At 73.1% G+C, this 16,314-nt stretch carries 15 protein-coding genes; 7 read left to right on the top strand and 8 right to left on the bottom strand.

All coding sequences use genetic code 11. The annotated features are described in order from the left end of the window. Window positions 1-63: 63 nt before the first annotated feature. Both ABZ576_RS06420 and ABZ576_RS06415 read right to left on the bottom strand, forming a co-directional pair. Entirely contained in the window at window positions 64-1,335 is a 1,272-nt protein-coding gene (locus ABZ576_RS06420; protein ID WP_360736502.1) for an ATP-binding protein, read from the bottom strand. A 33-nt stretch (window positions 1,336-1,368) separates the two neighbouring features. Beyond that, the gene (locus tag ABZ576_RS06415) at window positions 1,369-2,046 is read right to left on the bottom strand and encodes a response regulator transcription factor (protein ID WP_360736500.1); all 678 of its coding nucleotides are present in this window, start codon (window positions 2,044-2,046) and stop codon (window positions 1,369-1,371) included. A 536-nt stretch (window positions 2,047-2,582) separates the two neighbouring features. Between ABZ576_RS06415 and ABZ576_RS06410 the strand changes: the two genes are divergently transcribed. Then, window positions 2,583-4,088 (top strand): oligopeptide:H+ symporter, encoded by a 1,506-nt coding sequence (locus tag ABZ576_RS06410; protein WP_360736497.1) that lies wholly within the window; start codon window positions 2,583-2,585, stop codon window positions 4,086-4,088. Between the two features lie 253 nt (window positions 4,089-4,341). Here ABZ576_RS06410 and ABZ576_RS06405 read toward each other — a convergent pair whose 3' ends face one another. Both ABZ576_RS06405 and ABZ576_RS06400 read right to left on the bottom strand, forming a co-directional pair. Then, window positions 4,342-4,911 carry an ATP-binding protein gene (locus tag ABZ576_RS06405; RefSeq protein WP_360736494.1) on the bottom strand — a complete coding sequence of 190 codons (570 nt, stop codon included), beginning with the start codon at window positions 4,909-4,911 and terminating at the stop codon, window positions 4,342-4,344. Between the two features lie 386 nt (window positions 4,912-5,297). Beyond that, on the bottom strand, window positions 5,298-5,675 hold the full coding sequence (locus ABZ576_RS06400; protein WP_059251093.1) for an STAS domain-containing protein: 378 nt from the start codon (window positions 5,673-5,675) through the stop codon (window positions 5,298-5,300). A 246-nt stretch (window positions 5,676-5,921) separates the two neighbouring features. Between ABZ576_RS06400 and ABZ576_RS06395 the strand changes: the two genes are divergently transcribed. Next, complete coding sequence (locus ABZ576_RS06395; RefSeq protein WP_360736492.1) at window positions 5,922-6,818, top strand: RNA polymerase sigma factor SigF; 897 nt, start codon at window positions 5,922-5,924, stop codon at window positions 6,816-6,818. Between the two features lie 215 nt (window positions 6,819-7,033). On the opposite strand, the gene hutI is transcribed toward ABZ576_RS06395, so the two are convergent. Genes hutI through hutU form a run of 4 tightly spaced genes read right to left on the bottom strand, consistent with a single transcriptional unit; the run spans window position 7,034 to window position 12,442 of the window. Further along, entirely contained in the window at window positions 7,034-8,209 is a 1,176-nt protein-coding gene (gene hutI, locus ABZ576_RS06390) for an imidazolonepropionase (protein ID WP_360736489.1), read from the bottom strand. Between the two features lie 20 nt (window positions 8,210-8,229). Further along, window positions 8,230-9,567, bottom strand: a complete 1,338-nt coding sequence (locus ABZ576_RS06385) for a formimidoylglutamate deiminase (RefSeq protein ID WP_360736487.1) — start codon at window positions 9,565-9,567, stop codon at window positions 8,230-8,232. Beyond that, window positions 9,564-10,766 carry an allantoate amidohydrolase gene (locus ABZ576_RS06380; protein ID WP_360736684.1) on the bottom strand — a complete coding sequence of 401 codons (1,203 nt, stop codon included), beginning with the start codon at window positions 10,764-10,766 and terminating at the stop codon, window positions 9,564-9,566. Before ABZ576_RS06380 ends, ABZ576_RS06385 begins: the two co-directional genes overlap by 4 nt. A gap of 11 nt (window positions 10,767-10,777) precedes the next feature. Next, complete coding sequence (gene hutU / locus ABZ576_RS06375) at window positions 10,778-12,442, bottom strand: urocanate hydratase (protein ID WP_360736485.1); 1,665 nt, start codon at window positions 12,440-12,442, stop codon at window positions 10,778-10,780. A gap of 139 nt (window positions 12,443-12,581) precedes the next feature. Between hutU and ABZ576_RS06370 the strand changes: the two genes are divergently transcribed. The 5 genes from ABZ576_RS06370 to ABZ576_RS06350 all read left to right on the top strand — a co-directional run bounded on the left by ABZ576_RS06370 (window position 12,582) and on the right by ABZ576_RS06350 (window position 16,313). After that, a complete protein-coding gene (locus ABZ576_RS06370) occupies window positions 12,582-13,985 on the top strand; it encodes a diaminopimelate decarboxylase (protein WP_360736483.1) in 1,404 nt (467 codons plus the stop codon). Window positions 13,986-14,173: 188 nt separating this feature from the next. Beyond that, a complete protein-coding gene (locus tag ABZ576_RS06365; RefSeq protein WP_360736481.1) occupies window positions 14,174-14,557 on the top strand; it encodes a hypothetical protein in 384 nt (127 codons plus the stop codon). Continuing rightward, a complete protein-coding gene (locus ABZ576_RS06360; RefSeq protein ID WP_360736478.1) occupies window positions 14,554-15,378 on the top strand; it encodes a transcriptional regulator in 825 nt (274 codons plus the stop codon). The genes ABZ576_RS06365 and ABZ576_RS06360 overlap by 4 nt, the downstream gene beginning before the upstream one ends. A 31-nt stretch (window positions 15,379-15,409) precedes the next feature. Then, the gene (locus tag ABZ576_RS06355) at window positions 15,410-15,928 is read left to right on the top strand and encodes a roadblock/LC7 domain-containing protein (protein ID WP_360736476.1); all 519 of its coding nucleotides are present in this window, start codon (window positions 15,410-15,412) and stop codon (window positions 15,926-15,928) included. A 10-nt stretch (window positions 15,929-15,938) separates the two neighbouring features. Further along, window positions 15,939-16,313: a hypothetical protein gene (locus ABZ576_RS06350; RefSeq protein WP_103809967.1), complete on the top strand. Its 375-nt coding sequence runs from the start codon at window positions 15,939-15,941 to the stop codon at window positions 16,311-16,313. Window position 16,314: the final 1 nt, after the last annotated feature.

Below are 16,314 nucleotides of genomic sequence, written 5' to 3'. Positions count from 1 at the left end.
AGCGCGTCCCGTGACGCCCCGGGCCCCCGCCCTCCCCGCCGGCGCAGGTCGGCGCCCGCCCCGCTAGCGGACCGTCGGCCGTTCCTCCGTCTGCTTGCCCGACGGGGGCGTGCGCGAGAGGAACAGGCCGAAGACCGGGGGCTGCGCCTGCAGCAGCTCCAGCCGGCCGCCGTCGGCCTCCGCGAGGTCCCGGGCCACGGCCAGGCCGATTCCCGTGGAGTTGCGTCCGCTGATCGTGCGCTCGAAGATCCGCGCGCCGAGGTCGGCGGGCACGCCCGGCCCCTCGTCGGTGACCTCGATCACGGCCTGGTTGCCGGTGACCCGGGTGCGCAGCGCGACCGTGCCGCCGCCGTGCATGAGCGAGTTCTCGATCAGCGCGGCCAGCACCTGGGCGACCGCGCCCGGTGTGCCCACCGCCGTCAGGTGCCGCTTGCCGGAGCTGACGACGGCCCGGCCCGCGCTGCGGTACGCGGGCCGCCACTCGGCGAGCTGCTGCTGGATGACCTCGTCGAGGTCGAAGGTGACGGCGGAGCCGGTCCGCGGGTCGCGCGAGTTGGTCAGCAGCCGCTGCACCACGTCCGTCAGCCGCTCGACCTGCGTCAGCGCGATGGTGGCCTCCTCCTTCACCGTCTCCGGGTCGTCGGTGAGGGTGATCTCCTCCAGCCGCATGGACAGCGCGGTCAGCGGTGTGCGCAGCTGGTGGGAGGCGTCGGCCGCGAGGCGCCGCTCGGCGGTGAGCATGCGCCCGATCCGCTCGGCGGAGGCGTCCAGCACATCGGCGACCCGGTCCAGCTCGGGGACGCCGTAGCGCCTGTGCCGCGGGCGCGGGTCGCCGGAGCCGAGGCGCTCGGCGGTCTCGGCGAGGTCGGTCAGCGGGGAGGCGAGCCGGTTGGCCTGCCGTACGGCGAGCAGCACGGCCGCGATCACCGCGAGCAGCGCGACCAGGCCGATGATCAGCAGGGTCCGGCCGACCTCGCGGGTCACCGCGGAGCGCGGCTCCTGCACGGTGACCGTCTCGCCCTCCTCGCCCCGCTGCGTGGAGTGGATGGTGTCGCCCTCGGGCTTGCTGCCGATCTCGATGGGCGCCCTGCCGGGCATCCGGATGACCGCGTACTGGTCCTTGCTGACCGGATTGCGCAGCACGTCCGCGTTGACGTTCTCCGAGGCGAGGAGCCGGCTGTCCACGATGCTGGCCAGCCGCACCGCCTCCGACTCCACCCGCTCCTGGGCGCTGTTGCTGATCGTCCGCGTCTCGACGATCACGAGGGAGACGCCGAAGACGGCGATCACCACGAGGACGACGGCGAGGGTGGACTGGATGAGACGTCGGCGCATGGTTTCTTACCTGTGCTGGGGGCCGGCCCGGGCTCAGCTCTTCTCGAACCGGAAGCCCACGCCGCGTACCGTCGCGATGTACCGGGGGTTCGCCGCGTCGTCGCCGAGCTTCTTGCGCAGCCAGGAGATGTGCATGTCGAGGGTCTTGGTGGACGACCACCAGGTGGTGTCCCAGACCTCGCGCATCAGCTGGTCCCGCGTCACCACGCGGCCGGCGTCCCGCACCAGCACCCGCAGCAGGTCGAACTCCTTCGCGGTGAGCTGGAGTTCCTCCTCGCCCATCCAGGCGCGGTGCGACTCGACGTCGATCCGCACGCCGTGCGTGGCCGGCGGCTGCTGCGGCTCGGCGGCACCGCGCCGGAGCAGGGCCCGCACGCGGGCGAGCAGTTCGGCGAGCCGGAAGGGCTTGGTGACGTAGTCGTCGGCGCCCGCGTCGAGGCCGACGACGGTGTCCACCTCGTCGGCCCGCGCGGTCAGGATGAGGATCGGCACGGCGTGCCCGTCGGCACGCAGCCGGCGGGCGACCTCCAGGCCGTCCATGCCGGGCAGGCCCAGGTCCAGCACGACCAGGTCGACGCCGCCCTGCAGTCCGGCGTCGAGTGCGGCGGGTCCGTCCTCGCGCACCTCGACCTCGTAACCTTCCCGGCGCAGGGCGCGGGCCAGCGGCTCCGAGATGGACGCGTCGTCCTCGGCGAGCAGTACACGGGTCATGAGGTGATGGTAGACCGCCCGGGTGCGGTGCCGGGGTGTGATCGGTTCCCCGGCTTCTTACCTTCGCACCTCCCTGGTACGAACCATTGACCTGGGGATGCGATCGTAGGAGAGACCTTCGAATTCCCCCGTGCGGTTCCCGCGACACCTGTGATCCGCGTCTCAAGTCCTTCCATATCCGGCAGTGTCCTGCCGTATGGTGACCTGAACGCCTGTAGTACACCGGGGACCTTTGGCGGGCAGTCGACGCTGAAGGTCTTTGTTGTGTACGGGCCGAGCAAGATCACTTGATCGGCCGCGAAGGAATGACCTCTGGCCGGGCTCCGGACGCAGTGACGCGTCGTGGGGCGTGGATCCCGGTGGTCGCCGTCCGCCGCTCCGCGATCCGGGGCGGACTCCCCTGGGCGTGGGGATGGAGGGCCGACCCGCCGGTGCCGGCCGCACCCCCACGGGCGCGCGACTCCTCCCCCGGCTCCCGGCTCGGTCCGGGCACCGGGGACCCCCACCAGCCGCCGCCCCGACAGCAAGGAACGACCATGGCGTCCAGCCTGACGAAGGACTCGGTCCGTCCGGGCACCCCCGGTTCCGAGAAGACCTTCTTCGGCCACCCCCGGGGACTGGCCACCCTCTTCATGACCGAGATGTGGGAGCGTTTCTCCTACTACGGCATGAGGGCCCTGCTCCCGCTGTACCTGGTGGCCCCGGGTGGCCTGCACCTGAGCGCGGGCACGGCGAGCGCGATCTACGCGGTGTACCTGTCGCTCGTGTACCTGCTCGCCCTGCCCGGCGGCTGGTTCGCCGACCGCGTGCTCGGCCCCCGCAAGACGGTCGCCGCCGCCGGCATGATCATCATGCTCGGCCACCTCTGCCTCGCGCTGCCCGCCGCCGCGAGCTTCTACGTCGGCCTGGTCCTCGTCGCCATCGGTTCGGGTCTGCTGAAGGCCAACATCTCCACGATGGTCGGCCACCTCTACAACGGCCCGGACGACCCGCGCCGGGACGCCGGCTTCACGCTCTTCTACATCGGCATCAACCTCGGTGCCTTCGTCGCCCCGCTGGTCATCGGCACCGTCGGTGAGAACGTCAACTGGCACCTGGGCTTCGCGCTGGCCGCGCTCGGCATGGCGCTGGGTCTGGTCCAGTTCCTGCTGGGCGGCCGCCACCTGAACGTGAAGAGCAGCGAGGTCCCGACCCCGCTGACGCCGGCCGAGAAGGCCGCCACCCTGCGCAAGGGCCTGATCTGGCTGGCCATCGCCGTGGTCTTCTACGGCATCGTCGGCGGCACCGGCCACTTCACCCTGAACTGGGCGCTGATCCCGCTCACCCTCATCGGCCTGATCGTGCCGATCCTGGTCATCTCCCGCATCCTGCGCGACAAGGACCTGGAGACGGCCGAGCGCTCCAAGGTGTCGGCGTACATCTGGTTCTTCGTCGCCGCGGCCGTCTTCTGGATGATCTACGACCAGGGCGGTTCGACCCTGTCGCTGTTCGCCGACGGCAGCGCCAAGAACTCGGTCTTCGGCTGGGAGTTCCCGGTCTCCTGGTACCAGTCGGTCAACCCGGTCATGATCATGGCCCTGGCGCCGGTCTTCGCCTGGCTGTGGCTGTGGCTGAACCGGCGCGGCAAGGAGCCGAGCACGATCGTGAAGTTCGCCTCCGGCCTGGTGCTCGTGGGTGCGTCGTTCTTCGTCTTCCTCGCCCCGCTGTCGATCGCCGAGGGCGGCCACAAGGCCGCGGCGATGTGGCTGGTCGCCATCTACTTCGTGCAGACCGTCGGTGAGCTGACGCTGTCTCCGGTCGGCCTGTCCGTGACGACGAAGATGGCGCCGAAGAAGTACGCCTCCCAGATGATGGGCGTCTGGTTCCTCGCGGTGACCGCGGGTGACTCCGTCACCGCCCTGCTGTCGAACCCGGCCGTCGGTGGCGTCAACCTCGACAGGATGGGCTTCGTCGCCCTGGAGGCCACGCTCGCCGTGGTCGCCGGTGTCGCGGTGTGGATGTACCGCAAGAAGGTCAACGCGCTCATGGGCGACGTCCACTAGTCGCCCGGCCCCGGCCGGAGGAGGGCCGCCGCACCCCCGCGGGTGCGGCGGCCCTTCCGTGTGCGCGGGAAGAGCGGACCGCCGGGACCGCGTCGAGGAGCACGCTCTCCGACGGCACTTCGGGCGCGGCCGTCGAGGCGCGCCGGGGAGCGTGGGGAAGGAGGTCACGGCGCACGCCGGAGTCGTGGCGATCCGGCGTGCGGGACGGGGTGCCGGGGTGGCGGCCGGTGGCCCGGGGGCCGTCCCGAGCGGGTCAGGCGGGGGCGCCCAGTTCGGCCCAGACCGTCTTGCCCGGCGCGCCCGGCGTGCGGACGACGCCCCAGTCCAGGCAGAGCCGCTGCACGATGAACATGCCGTGCCCGCCGGGGCGACCGGCGCGGTGCGGGTTGCGCGGGGCGGGCTGGCCGGTGCCGCGGTCGGAGACCTCCAGCCGGATCACCTTGTTGTCGCAGGCGAGGCGCAGTTCGTCGGGACCCTCGGCGTGCAGGCAGGCGTTGGTGACCAGTTCGGAGACGACGAGCAGCACGTCCTCGGCGGCGGCCCGCTGGTCCGCGCTGGCGGCGGGCAGCCAGCCCCAGGCGTACAGCGCCTGGCGGGTGAAGTCGCGGGCGAGCGGGACGACCCCGCTCTCGCCCTCCAGGCCGAGTCTGCGGACCTGCCGGCCCTGCACCCGTGACGTACCGCCGGACGGCACGGACGGCACGGACGGCGCGGCTGCCCCCGTGGCTGCGCCGACGGCCGGCACAGCCTCCTCGGACGCCCCGGAAGCGCCGCTGGGCTCCGGGCCGCGGTCGCCCGGCGAGTAAGGCCGGGTGGTGCTCATCAGCGCTTCACCTCACCGATTCACCAGTTCACGATTCGAAAGTCCGGTCAAAGATCCGAGCGCCGTCGGGCGCCGGGCCGGTCCGTGCGCCGTCCGGCCGGGCGCGCGCCGCCCGCCCGTTTCCCGGGCGGGGTCCGGCGACCGCCCGCCGGCCGGGCGCGCGCTGCGTCCCGGCCGTACAGACGTGCGTACGTCCCGTCTGGTTCGTGGGTCCCGTCCGGCTCGGCCGCCGGTCCCGGGAGGGCCTGCGGCCGGCGGCCGGCGGGACGCCTCCTGCGTTTCTTCTGCCCTCTCCTGCCCGACCGATCCGGCGGAACACCCCCGTCTTGGACGTGACGGACGCAATGTCCGCGGGATGCGGCGGGCCGGCCGGGAGGGGCGGCGGATCAGTCGGCACCGTCGGCCAGGGCCGCCTCCACGGAATCGTGGACGGTGAAGACCGCCTCGGCCCCGGTGATCTCGAACACGCGGGCGACCACCGGCAGCATTCCCGCCAGGTGGACCCCGCCTCCGGCGGCCTCCGCCTTCAGCCGCGCGCCCAGCAGGACGTTCAGTCCTGTGGAGTCGCAGAACTCCAGGCGTGAGCAGTCCACCACCAGTCGCGAGAAGCCCTTGGCCAGGAGGTCGTCGAGGGGCTCACGCAAAAGATCGGCGGTGTGGTGATCGAGCTCACCCGCCGGTGTCACAACGGCGCTGGAGCCCTCTTCCCGCACCTCCACCAGAAGCCGGCCCGACTGTGCGCTGCCGACCGTCCCGTGGTCCATGCCGTCTCTCTCCCGAGGTCGTGGCTGCTGATGCCCTCGAACATTACGCCTTCCATGCGCACTCCGACACCCGAACATCCGCACACAATCGGACATACCAGAACAGAACGCACTTGCGACCCGCTCACTGCAGCGGGTAGGGCTAGTAAGGACACACACCCCTACACGCCGGCTTCGGAGGCGCCGCACACCGCAGTGCACGTACTGGCTTCGGCAGCCATATGCCGAGAACGATGGAGGACACCCATGTCACCCCGGCTCGACGCATCGCCTACCCCGATCGCGACGTCGACACCCCCACCGGAACAGCTGGATCATCCCATCGACACCCTCGACCTCTTCGAGGGCCTCCCGGAGATCCCCCCGTACGACGAGATCGGCCCGGTCGACGCGCGGGCCCTGTCCAAGACCCTCTTCGAGCGCCTGGAGTCGCTGGAGGAAGGGACGCACGAGTACGCGTACGTCCGCAACACCCTCGTCGAGCTCAACCTGGCGCTCGTCAAGTTCGCCGCCTCCCGCTTCCGCTCCCGCAGCGAGCCGATGGAGGACATCATCCAGGTCGGCACCATCGGCCTGATCAAGGCGATCGACCGCTTCGAACTCTCCCGCGGTGTGGAATTCCCCACGTTCGCGATGCCGACCATCATCGGCGAGATCAAGCGGTTCTTCCGTGACACCTCGTGGTCCGTGCGCGTCCCGCGCCGGCTCCAGGAGCTGCGGCTCGACCTGGCCAAGGCCGGGGACGAGCTGGCCCAGAAGCTGGACCGCGCGCCCACGGTCGCGGAACTCGCCGAGCGCCTCGGCCTCTCCAACGAGGAGGTCGTGGAGGGCATGGCCGCGTCCAACGCGTACACCGCCTCCTCGCTGGACGCCCAGCCCGAGGAGGACGAGACCGAGGGCGCTCTCGCGGACCGCATCGGGTACGAGGACCACGGCCTGGAGGGCATCGAGTACATCGAGTCGCTCAAGCCCCTGATCGCCGAACTCCCGGCACGGGACCGGAAGATCCTCTCCCTGCGTTTCGTGGCGAACATGACCCAGTCCGAGATCGGCGAGGAGCTCGGCATCTCCCAGATGCACGTGTCGCGGCTGCTGTCGCGCACGCTGGGACGGCTGCGCAAGGGACTGACGCTGGAGGAGTGACCCGGCGTCCGGGCCGCGCGGGCGGCCTCGTGGGAAGCGGCTCGGCCGACGGCGCCGGGCCGCTCCGCCGTTCCTCGGGACCCGGCTCGCCGGGTCCCGGGTACCCGGCGCCCGGATCGTCATGCCGGCCTCCCGGACCGTCATGCCGGCCTCCCGGGCCGCGTCCGCCCCGCCGGGCCGGGACGCAAGCGTCGGACCGCCCGCTCCCCGCGCCGTCAGACCGCCCGTACCCCGCGCCGCCAGACCCCCGTCACGAGCGGCACGCCCGGCCGGTAGGCCAGGTGGACGTGGCTGGGGGCGTCCAGGAGGAGCAGGTCGGCACGGGCGCCCGGAGCGAGACGGCCGATGTCGGTGCGGCGCAGGGCCGCGGCACCGCCCGCCGTGGCCGACCAGACCGCCTCGTCCGGGGTCATCCCCATGTCGCGGACGGCCAGCGCGATGCAGAAGGGCACGGACGAGGTGAAGGACGAGCCCGGGTTGCAGTCGGTGGAGAGGGCGACCGTCACACCCGCGTCCAGCAGGCGGCGGGCGTCCGGCCACGCGGCACGGGTGGAGAACTCCGCGCCGGGCAGGAGCGTGGCGACCGTACGGCCGCTCGCGAGGGCGTCGACGTCGTCGTCCGTCAGATGGGTGCAGTGGTCGGCGCTGGCCGCGTCCAGTTCGACGGCCAGCCGCACGCCGGGGCCGTACGAGAGCTGGTTGGCGTGGACGCGCGGGTGCAGGCCCTTGGCCTTGCCGGCCGTGAGGATCGCGCGGGCCTGGTCGCCGTCGAAGGCGCCCTTCTCGCAGAAGACGTCGATCCAGCGGGCGTGCGGCGCGCAGGCGTCCAGCATCTCGCCGGTGACCAGGGCGACGTAGGCGGCCGGGTCACCGGCGTGCTCGGGCGGGACGATGTGCGCGCCGAGGTACGTCACCTCGTCCGTGTGCCGCGCCGCGAGGCGCAGGGCGCGCGACTCGTCCTCCACGGTCAGGCCGTAGCCCGACTTGGTCTCGAACGTCGTCGTGCCCTGGCGCAGGGCCTCGTCCAGGTAGCGGGTGAGGTTCGCCTCCAGCTCCGCGTCGCTCGCGGCCCGGGTCGCGGCGACCGTGGTGCGGATGCCGCCCGCCGTGTAGGAGCGGCCGGACATGCGGGCGTTGAACTCCTGCGTCCGGTCGCCCGCGAAGACCAGGTGGGAGTGGGAGTCCACGAAGCCCGGCAGCACCGCCCGGCCGCCGGCGTCGACCCGGTTGTCAGTGGCGGGTGCTTTGCTTGACTCACCGGTCCACGCGACACGGTCGCCGTCGATGACGACGGCCGCGTCCTGGATCAGACCGAGGGGGGAGCCGTCACCGAGGGAGGGGTCGTTGGTGACCAGCGTGGCGATGTTGGTGATGACGGTGCTGCTGCTCATGGTGTCCTCGTGGGTGGTCGTCAGGCGCGGAGGGCTTCGACCGCCCGCGCAAGGGCGTGCGGCACGTCGGGTACGAGCGTGTGCGCCCCGTCGCGTACGACATGCCGGCCGCCCACGACCGTATGCCGTACGTCCGCCGCGCTCGCCGCGAAGACGGCCGTCTCGGCGCCCAGCCGGGGCAGTGGCCCGGCCGTCCTGACCGAGTCCAGGGCGATCGTCGTCAGGTCGGCGAGCGCGCCGGCCTCGATGGTGCCGGCCTCGTCCCAGCCGAGGGCGGCGTGGCCGTCGGCGGTGGCGGCCCGCAGCAGGGCGGCGGCCGTCCAGTGGCCCCGGGTGCGGGTGCGCAGCCGCTCGTTCAGCTCCATCGCGCGCGCTTCTTCGAGCAGGTCGATGACGGCGTGGCTGTCGGAGCCCAGGGAGAGCGGGGAGCCGGCCCGCTGGAGGGCGACGGCCGGGCCGATGCCGTCGGCCAGGTCCCGCTCGGTGGTGGGGCACATGCAGGTGCCGGTGCCCGAGCCGCCGAGCAGGTCGATGTCCTCGTCGGTGAGGTGGGTGTTGTGCACCCCGGTGGTGCGCGGCCCGAGGACGCCGTGGTCGGCGAGCAGCCGGGTGGGGGTGCGGCCGTGGGCGGCCAGGCAGGCCTCGTTCTCGGCGGTCTGCTCCGAGAGGTGCACGTGCAGCGGGGCCGACCGCTCCCGTGCCCACCGCGCCACGGTCGCCAGCTGCCCGGCGGGCACGGCCCGTACGGAGTGGATGGCCGCGCCGATCCGCGCGTGGTCCCGCTCCTTGAGAACTGCGCAGCGTTCGGCCCAGGCCTCCGCGCTGCCGTCGGAGAACCGCAGCTGGTGGGTGTTGGGCAGCTCGCCGAAGCCGGCGGAGAGGTAGCAGGTGTCGAGCAGGGTGATCCGGACACCGGCGTCGGCGGCGGCCGCGATCAGGGCCTCGCCCATGGCGTTGGGGTCGGCGTAGGGGGCGCCGCCGGGTGCGTGGTGCACGTAGTGGAACTCGCCGACGCAGGTGATGCCGGCGAGCGCCATCTCCGCGTACACCGCGCGGGCGAGGGCGTGGTAGGTCTCCGGGGTGAGGCGGTCGGCGACGGAGTACATCACCTCGCGCCAGGTCCAGAAGGTGCCGCTGCCGACCTGGACACTGCCGCGCAGGGCGCGGTGGAAGGCGTGGGAGTGGGCGTTCGCGAGCCCCGGCAGCGTGAGCCCGCGCAGCACCTCGGCGCCGGGCGGCGGGGCGGGCACGCCGGTGCGGACGGCACTGATCCGGCCGTCCGCGACCTCGAGGGCCACGCCCGGCTCGACGTGCGTGCCGAGCCAGGCGTGCTCCAACCAGTAGGTCCCCTTGGTCACCTGCAGGCCAGCCCTTCCAGTACGTCGGCGAGTGCGATCACCCCGGCCACGCAGTCGTCCTCGGCCGCGAACTCGGCCGGGGAGTGCGAGACACCGGTGGGATTGCGCACGAACAGCATGGCGGTCGGGATGCTCCCGGAGAGGATCCCGGCATCGTGTCCCGCCCCTGTTCCCAGGACGGGCACCGTCAGGCCGGTGTCCTTGCCCAGGATGCGGCCCAGTTCGTCGCGCAGGGCGTGGTCGAACTCGACGACCGGGGTGAAGGACTCCCGCACGACGTCGAGGTCGACGCCGTGGGCGTCCGCGTACTCCCGGGCGGCCTTCTCGACGGCGCCGACCACGGTGTCCAGGGTGCCCTGGTCGGCGGCCCGGGAGTCGAGCCAGCCGCGCACCAGCGAGGGGATCGCGTTGACCCCGTTCGGCTCCACCGCGATCTTGCCGAAGGTGGCGACGGCACCGGCGAGTTCGGCCTCCCGGCGGGCGGCGAGCACCGTCTCCGCGTACGACAGCATCGGGTCGCGCCGGTCCACCAGCCGGGTGGTGCCGGCGTGGTTGGCCTCGCCCCGGAAGTCGAACCGCCAGCGCCCGTGCGGCCAGATGGCGCTGGCGACGCCCACCCGGTCGCCGGAGAGGTCCAGCGCCCGCCCCTGCTCGACGTGCAGTTCCACGAAGGCGCCGATGCGGGCCAGTCGCTCGGGGTCGGCCCCGATGGCCTCGGGGTCGTGGCCGGCGGCCTCCATGGCCCGGGGCAGGCTGACGCCGTCCCCGTCGGTGAGCCGGTGGGCCTGCTCCCGTGTCAGCCGGCCTGCGGTGAGCCGGGAGCCGACACAGGCGAGCCCGAACCGGGCCCCCTCCTCGTCCCCGAAGTTGACGATGGCGAGGGGCTTCGCGAACTCCGCTCCCCGGCCGCGCAGCTCGTCCAGCGCGGCGAAGGAGGACACGACCCCGAGAGGCCCGTCGAAGGCGCCGCCGTCCGGCACGGAGTCCAGGTGCGACCCGGTGACGACGGCGTCCCCGGCGTCCGGGTCCCCCAGCCAGGCCCACTGGTTGCCGTTGCGGTCCACCTCGTAGGCCAGCCCGCGCGCCTCGGCCTGCTCCTTGAACCACGCCCGGCACTCGGCGTCGGCGCCGGTCCAGGCGAAGCGGCGGTAGCCGCCGGAGGCGGGGCTGCGGCCGATCGGCAGCAGCTCCGCCCACATGCTGTGGAAGCTCACGCGTGGTCACCCTCGCGCATCGGGACCCGGACGCCGCGCTCCTGGGCCACGGACTCCGCGATGTCGTACCCGGCGTCCACGTGCCGGATGACACCCATGCCGGGGTCGTTGGTCAGTACGCGGCGGATCTTCTCGCCGCCCAGCTTCGTGCCGTCGGCCACCGTCACCTGTCCGGCGTGGATGGACCGTCCCATGCCCACGCCGCCGCCGTGGTGGATGGACACCCAGGAGGCGCCGGAGGCGACGTTGACCATCGCGTTGAGCAGCGGCCAGTCGGCGATCGCGTCCGAGCCGTCGAGCATGGCCTCGGTCTCGCGGTACGGGGAGGCGACGGAACCGCAGTCGAGGTGGTCGCGTCCGATGGCCAGCGGAGCGGACAGTTCGCCGCTCGCCACCATGTCGTTGAAGCGCTCGCCGGCCTTGTCGCGCTCGCCGTAGCCGAGCCAGCAGATCCGCGCGGGCAGGCCCTGGAAGTGGACCCGTTCGCCGGCCATCTTGATCCAGCGGGCCAGGGACTCGTTCTCGGGGAAGAGCTCCAGGATCGCCTTGTCGGTCTTGGCGATGTCGGCCGGGTCGCCGGACAGGGCCGCCCAGCGGAAGGGGCCCTTGCCCTCGCAGAACAGGGGGCGGATGTAGGCGGGGACGAAGCCGGGGAAGGCGAACGCCCGGCCGTACCCGGCCAGCTGGGCCTCGCCGCGGATGGAGTTGCCGTAGTCGAAGACCTCGGCGCCGGCGTCCATGAAGCCGACCATGGCCTCGACGTGCTGCGCCATCGACTCCCGGGCCCGGGTGGTGAATCCGGCCGGGTCCTTCGCCGCCTCGGACGCCATGTCCTCGAAGGCCACGCCCACCGGCAGGTAGGACAGCGGGTCGTGGGCGGAGGTCTGGTCCGTGACGATGTCGACGGGGGCGTTCATCGCCAGGAGCTGCGGGAGAAGCTCGGCGGCGTTGCCGAGGACGCCGATGGACAGCGGACGGCGGGCGTCGCGGGCCTCGACGGCCAGCTGCAGCGCGTGGTCCAGGCTGTCGGCCCTGACGTCCAGGTAACGGTGCTCGATGCGGCGCTCGATGGCGCGCGGGTCGACGTCGATGCAGATCGCGACGCCGTCGTTCATGGTGACGGCGAGCGGCTGGGCACCGCCCATGCCGCCGAGGCCGGCGGTGAGGGTGATCGTCCCGGCGAGGGTGCCGCCGAACTTCTTCGCGGCGACGGCGGCGAAGGTCTCGTAGGTGCCCTGGAGGATGCCCTGGGTGCCGATGTAGATCCAGGAGCCGGCGGTCATCTGGCCGTACATGGTCAGGCCGAGGGCCTCCAGACGGCGGAACTCCTCCCAGTTGGCCCAGTCGCCGACCAGGTTGGAGTTGGCGATGAGGACGCGCGGGGCCCACTCGTGGGTCTGCATCACGCCGACCGGGCGGCCGGACTGGACCAGCATGGTCTCGTCCTGCTTGAGGGTCCTGAGGGTGCGGACCATGGCGTCGAAGGAGCGCCAGTCACGGGCGGCCTTGCCGGTGCCGCCGTAGACGACGAGCTTGTCGGGGTGCTCGGCGACCTCGGGGTCGAGGTTGTTCTGGAGCATGCGCAGGGCGGCTTCCTGCTGCCATCCCAGGGCGCTCAGTTCCGTGCCGCGCGGTGCTCGTACGGGGCGGGGTCCCGACATCGTCTGCCTCCTCCAGTGCCTACGTCTATTCACATCCTGGCTTCCTGAATAGACCTAGTCAATACATCGGTGGGGCCGCGTCCGCGCGCGGCGGATGTTTGGCTGGAAGCACCGGTGGCCGACACAGGACGGGGAAGCCGTGGAACACGACGTCGAGAGCGAGGCGCGGGCGCGCGCGGCCCGCCGCGACCAGGCGGTGCGGGCGGCGGTCGAGCAGGGGCTGCTGGGGCCGGACGCGGCCGTGGTGGGGCTGCTGGACGTCACCGGGATCCGGGAGTCGGCCGCGGCGCTGCGGGCGGCCTTCGAGGCGGTCACCGCGCCCGGCACACCGGTGCTGCACGCCTTCGCGGTGAAGGCGACCCCACTGGTGCCGGTGCTGCGGCTGCTGCGCGAGGAGGGGATCGGCGCGGAGGTGGCGAGCCCCGGCGAGCTGGCGCTGGCCCGGGCGGCCGGGGTGCCGCCCGACCGGACGGTGCTGGACTCGCCGGCGAAGACCCCGGCGGAGCTGCGCGAGGCGCTGGCCCTGGGCATCGCGGTGAACGCGGACAACCCGCAGGAGCTGGCCCGGCTCGACGCCCTGGTGCGCCGGGGCCCGGCGGGCACCTGGGGCGTCCCCGCCGCACCCGGCCGGTCCGCCCTCGGCCTCCGGGTCAACCCGCAGATCGGCGCCGGCACGATCGGGGCGACCTCCACGGCGACCCGGACCTCCAAGTTCGGGGTGGCGCTGCGGGACGAGGGGGCGCGCGCGTGGGTCGTGCAGGCGTACGCGGACCGCCCCTGGCTGACCCGGCTGCACGCGCACACCGGCTCGCAGGGCATCGCGCCGGCGCTGCTGGCGCGGGGCGTGGCGGAGGCGTACCGGCTCGCGGAGGAGATCAACGCGGCCGTCGGGCGGCAGCAGGTCGACACCGTCGACATCGGCGGCGGACTGCCGGTGAACTTCGCCTCGGAGGAGGCGGCACCGTCGTACGCGCACTACGCGCGGCTGCTGGCCGAGGAGGTGCCGGGGCTGTTCGACGGGCGGTACGGGCTGGTGACCGAGTTCGGGCGGTCGCTGCTGGCCAAGCACGGGACGGTGGTGGCCCGGGTGGAGTACGCCAAGAGCGCGGGCGGACGGCGGATCGCGGTGACGCACGCGGGCGTGCAGGTGGCGACGCGGACGGTGTACGCGCCGGAGGCGTGGCCGCTCAGGATCGCCGCGTACGACGCCGGGGGGCGGCCGAAGACCGGGCCGCAGGTGGTGCAGGACGTGGCCGGGCCGGCCTGCTTCTCCGGCGACCTGCTGGCCGAGGGGCGCGCCCTGCCCCCGCTGGAAGCGGGGGACTACGCGGCCGCGCTGGACACGGGCGCCTACTACTTCGCGCACCACTACGCCTACAACTCGCTGGCCCGGCCGGGCATCCACGGCTTCGCGCCGGACGGTGCGGGAGGCGTCGCCTTCGCGGTCGTACGCGAGCCGCAGACCATCGCGGAGGTGGTGGCGGAGTCCGGAGGGGCGCACGCGTCCGCGCTCACCACCCTGAATGCGACCGAGCGCCGTTGACGCACTCCGCCCACCCTCGTCCACCCTCGAACACATGGATCAACCGGCGTGGAACACACGTCAGTTGAGCAACACTAGTACGCCGGACGCATGTTCCACCGGAAAATACCAAAGGCCTCACCTCCCGCGCACACGTTGCGTAGTGTCGGCGTCACTCAGCCGGAGTCCCAGGCGGGAGGGGAGCCACGGTGCCCGGAATCGACGAGTGCCTACTGGAAGCGATGCGCCTGCCCGGTGCCCGGGGGGCCGCGCTGGTGGACTGGACGAGCGGACTGGCCCTCGGCACGGTCGGGGAGGCGCCCGGCGGCGACCACGAGACGACCGCCGCCGAGGCCGCGGAGCTCGCCCGGATGGCCGCCGAGCACGGCACCTTCGCCGCGCGCGGTGACGCGCCGGCACCGGTCGAGGACGTGATCATCAGCAACACCGACAGCTACCACCTGCTGCGGTTCGTCGACACGTCCTTCGACAGCAGCGTGTTCCTGCACCTGTGGCTCGGCCGTGAGGAGGGCAATCTCGCGCTCGCCCGGATCCGGCTCGGTGAGATGGCCGCCCGGCTGGTGCTGGGATGACCGCCGTCAGAACCCCGCCGCCGGCCCTGCCCGTGCGGGACAAGGGGGCCACCCGCGCGCTGTCCCCGATGCTCACCCGGCTCGCCGAGGAGCGGGCCACCGGTGTCCTGGTGCGCGAACACGGCGTCCTGCACCTCGCCGAGGGCCGGGTGGTGCACGCCGAGAGCCCCCTCGCCCCCGGCCTCGACGTGCTCCTGACGGCCCACGGCACCCTCGCGGGCACCGCCTGGCAGCGGGCCGCGGCCCGCACCCCGGGCCCGCTGCACGCGGCCGAACTCCTGCTGAGCTCCGGGGTGCTGCCCACCGGCGCGCTGGAGCTGTGCCACCTCGACGCGCTCTACGACGCCGGGTACTTCGCGCTGGCACCGAGCAGCACCCCGGGATGGTTCCGGTACGACCACGCGCCCCGGCTCGGCCCGCTGCCCTCGGTCCCGGTCGTCGCGCTGGAGCGGGAGACGCTCCGCCGCCGCCTGCTGCTGCACCGGCTGTGGCCCGACCCGGCCGCCGACAGCGCCCCGCTGATCCGCGTGGACCCGGCCCGCCGCGCCCCCGCGGCACCCGTCGCGCCCCGGCAGCGGGCCGTCCTGGACCGCGTGGACGGCGTCCGCACGGCCGCCGACATCGCGCGGCACCTGGGCCGGCAGGCGTTCCACACGCTGGTCGACGTCCGCCGGCTCGCGGCGGCCGGGTACGTCGCGCCGGTGCCGCCGGCGCCGGCCGCGCTCCCGGCGGCGGCCCCGCCGCCCCCGCCCCACCAGGTCACCACCGACCCCGACATCGCGCTGCTGAAGAGGCTCAGGGATGCGCTGGAGGCGCTTTGAACGGCACCGCCCCGCCGAGAGGAGAGACCTGATGGTGGCCGAAGAGGACCTGGAGACGGTCCTGGCGGAGCTGCGCCGGCTACGCACCCGGGTGCCGCAGCTGACCGGCGCCCTCGCGGCCGGTGTCGACGGCCTCGTCGTCGCCCACGACACCCCCGGGGTCGACCCGGAGGGCCTGGCCGCGCTCACCGCCGCCGCGCTCACCGCCGCCGCGCTCGGCGTGGCCGTGCGGGTCACCGACGCGACCGGGCACGGCGGCTTCCGGGAACTGCTGGTGCGCGGCGAGCGCGGCTACATCGCCACCTACGCGGCCGGCCGGAGCGCCGTCCTGACGCTGCTCGCCCAGGACCGGGTCAACGTCGGCCGGCTGCACCTGGAGGGCCGCCGGGCCGGTGCCCGCGTCGGGGAGCTGCTGGACGCCGCCGAGGCCGCCGCCCGCACCGCCCGGCCGGGCCCACGACCTCTGGGAGCCGTGCGTGCGGCACCCCCGATGCCCACCCGCACGCCTCGCACGACGAGTGCCGAGGCGCGCACCGCAACCGACAGTTGAGAGGACCACCATGGCCAATACCGAGACCGCGCTGAAGGAAGCCCTCACCTCCATCGAGGGCGCCACCGGTGTCGCACTCGTCGACTACACCAGCGGCATGGCCCTGGGCACGATGGGCGGCAGCAAGACCTTCGACCTGAACGTGGCCGCCGCCGGCAACACGGACGTGATCCGCGCCAAGATGCGCACGATGGAGATGCTGGGGCTCAAGGCCGGCATCGAGGACATCCTGATCACCCTGTCCGACCAGTACCACCTCATCCGCCTGCTCAGCAGCCGCGGCGGCAACGGACTCTTCCTCTACCTGGTCCTCGACTCCAGCCGGGCCAACCTCGCGATGGCCCGGCACCAGCTGAAGCGGATCGAGGAGGAGCTGGAGGTCTGAC

The sequence above is a fragment of the Streptomyces sp. NPDC013455 genome, assembly GCF_040632975.1.
Taxonomy (GTDB): Bacteria; Actinomycetota; Actinomycetes; order Streptomycetales; family Streptomycetaceae; genus Streptomyces.
This window is presented reverse-complemented; position numbering and strand designations above follow the sequence as displayed.

What these genes read in the sequence shown, in the direction of transcription:
- ABZ576_RS06405 (WP_360736494.1), bottom strand. Translation starts at nt 4,911, where the DNA reads ATGAGCACCACCCGGCCTTACTCGCCGGGCGACCGCGGCCCGGAGCCC.
- ABZ576_RS06360 (WP_360736478.1), top strand. Translation starts at nt 14,554, where the DNA reads ATGACCGCCGTCAGAACCCCGCCGCCGGCCCTGCCCGTGCGGGACAAG.
- ABZ576_RS06415 (WP_360736500.1), bottom strand. Translation starts at nt 2,046, where the DNA reads ATGACCCGTGTACTGCTCGCCGAGGACGACGCGTCCATCTCGGAGCCG.
- ABZ576_RS06380 (WP_360736684.1), bottom strand. Translation starts at nt 10,766, where the DNA reads ATGTGGGCGGAGCTGCTGCCGATCGGCCGCAGCCCCGCCTCCGGCGGC.
- hutI (WP_360736489.1), bottom strand. Translation starts at nt 8,209, where the DNA reads ATGAGCAGCAGCACCGTCATCACCAACATCGCCACGCTGGTCACCAAC.
- ABZ576_RS06350 (WP_103809967.1), top strand. Translation starts at nt 15,939, where the DNA reads ATGGCCAATACCGAGACCGCGCTGAAGGAAGCCCTCACCTCCATCGAG.
- ABZ576_RS06420 (WP_360736502.1), bottom strand. Translation starts at nt 1,335, where the DNA reads ATGCGCCGACGTCTCATCCAGTCCACCCTCGCCGTCGTCCTCGTGGTG.
- ABZ576_RS06400 (WP_059251093.1), bottom strand. Translation starts at nt 5,675, where the DNA reads ATGGACCACGGGACGGTCGGCAGCGCACAGTCGGGCCGGCTTCTGGTG.
- ABZ576_RS06395 (WP_360736492.1), top strand. Translation starts at nt 5,922, where the DNA reads ATGTCACCCCGGCTCGACGCATCGCCTACCCCGATCGCGACGTCGACA.
- ABZ576_RS06355 (WP_360736476.1), top strand. Translation starts at nt 15,410, where the DNA reads ATGGTGGCCGAAGAGGACCTGGAGACGGTCCTGGCGGAGCTGCGCCGG.
- ABZ576_RS06410 (WP_360736497.1), top strand. Translation starts at nt 2,583, where the DNA reads ATGGCGTCCAGCCTGACGAAGGACTCGGTCCGTCCGGGCACCCCCGGT.
- hutU (WP_360736485.1), bottom strand. Translation starts at nt 12,442, where the DNA reads ATGTCGGGACCCCGCCCCGTACGAGCACCGCGCGGCACGGAACTGAGC.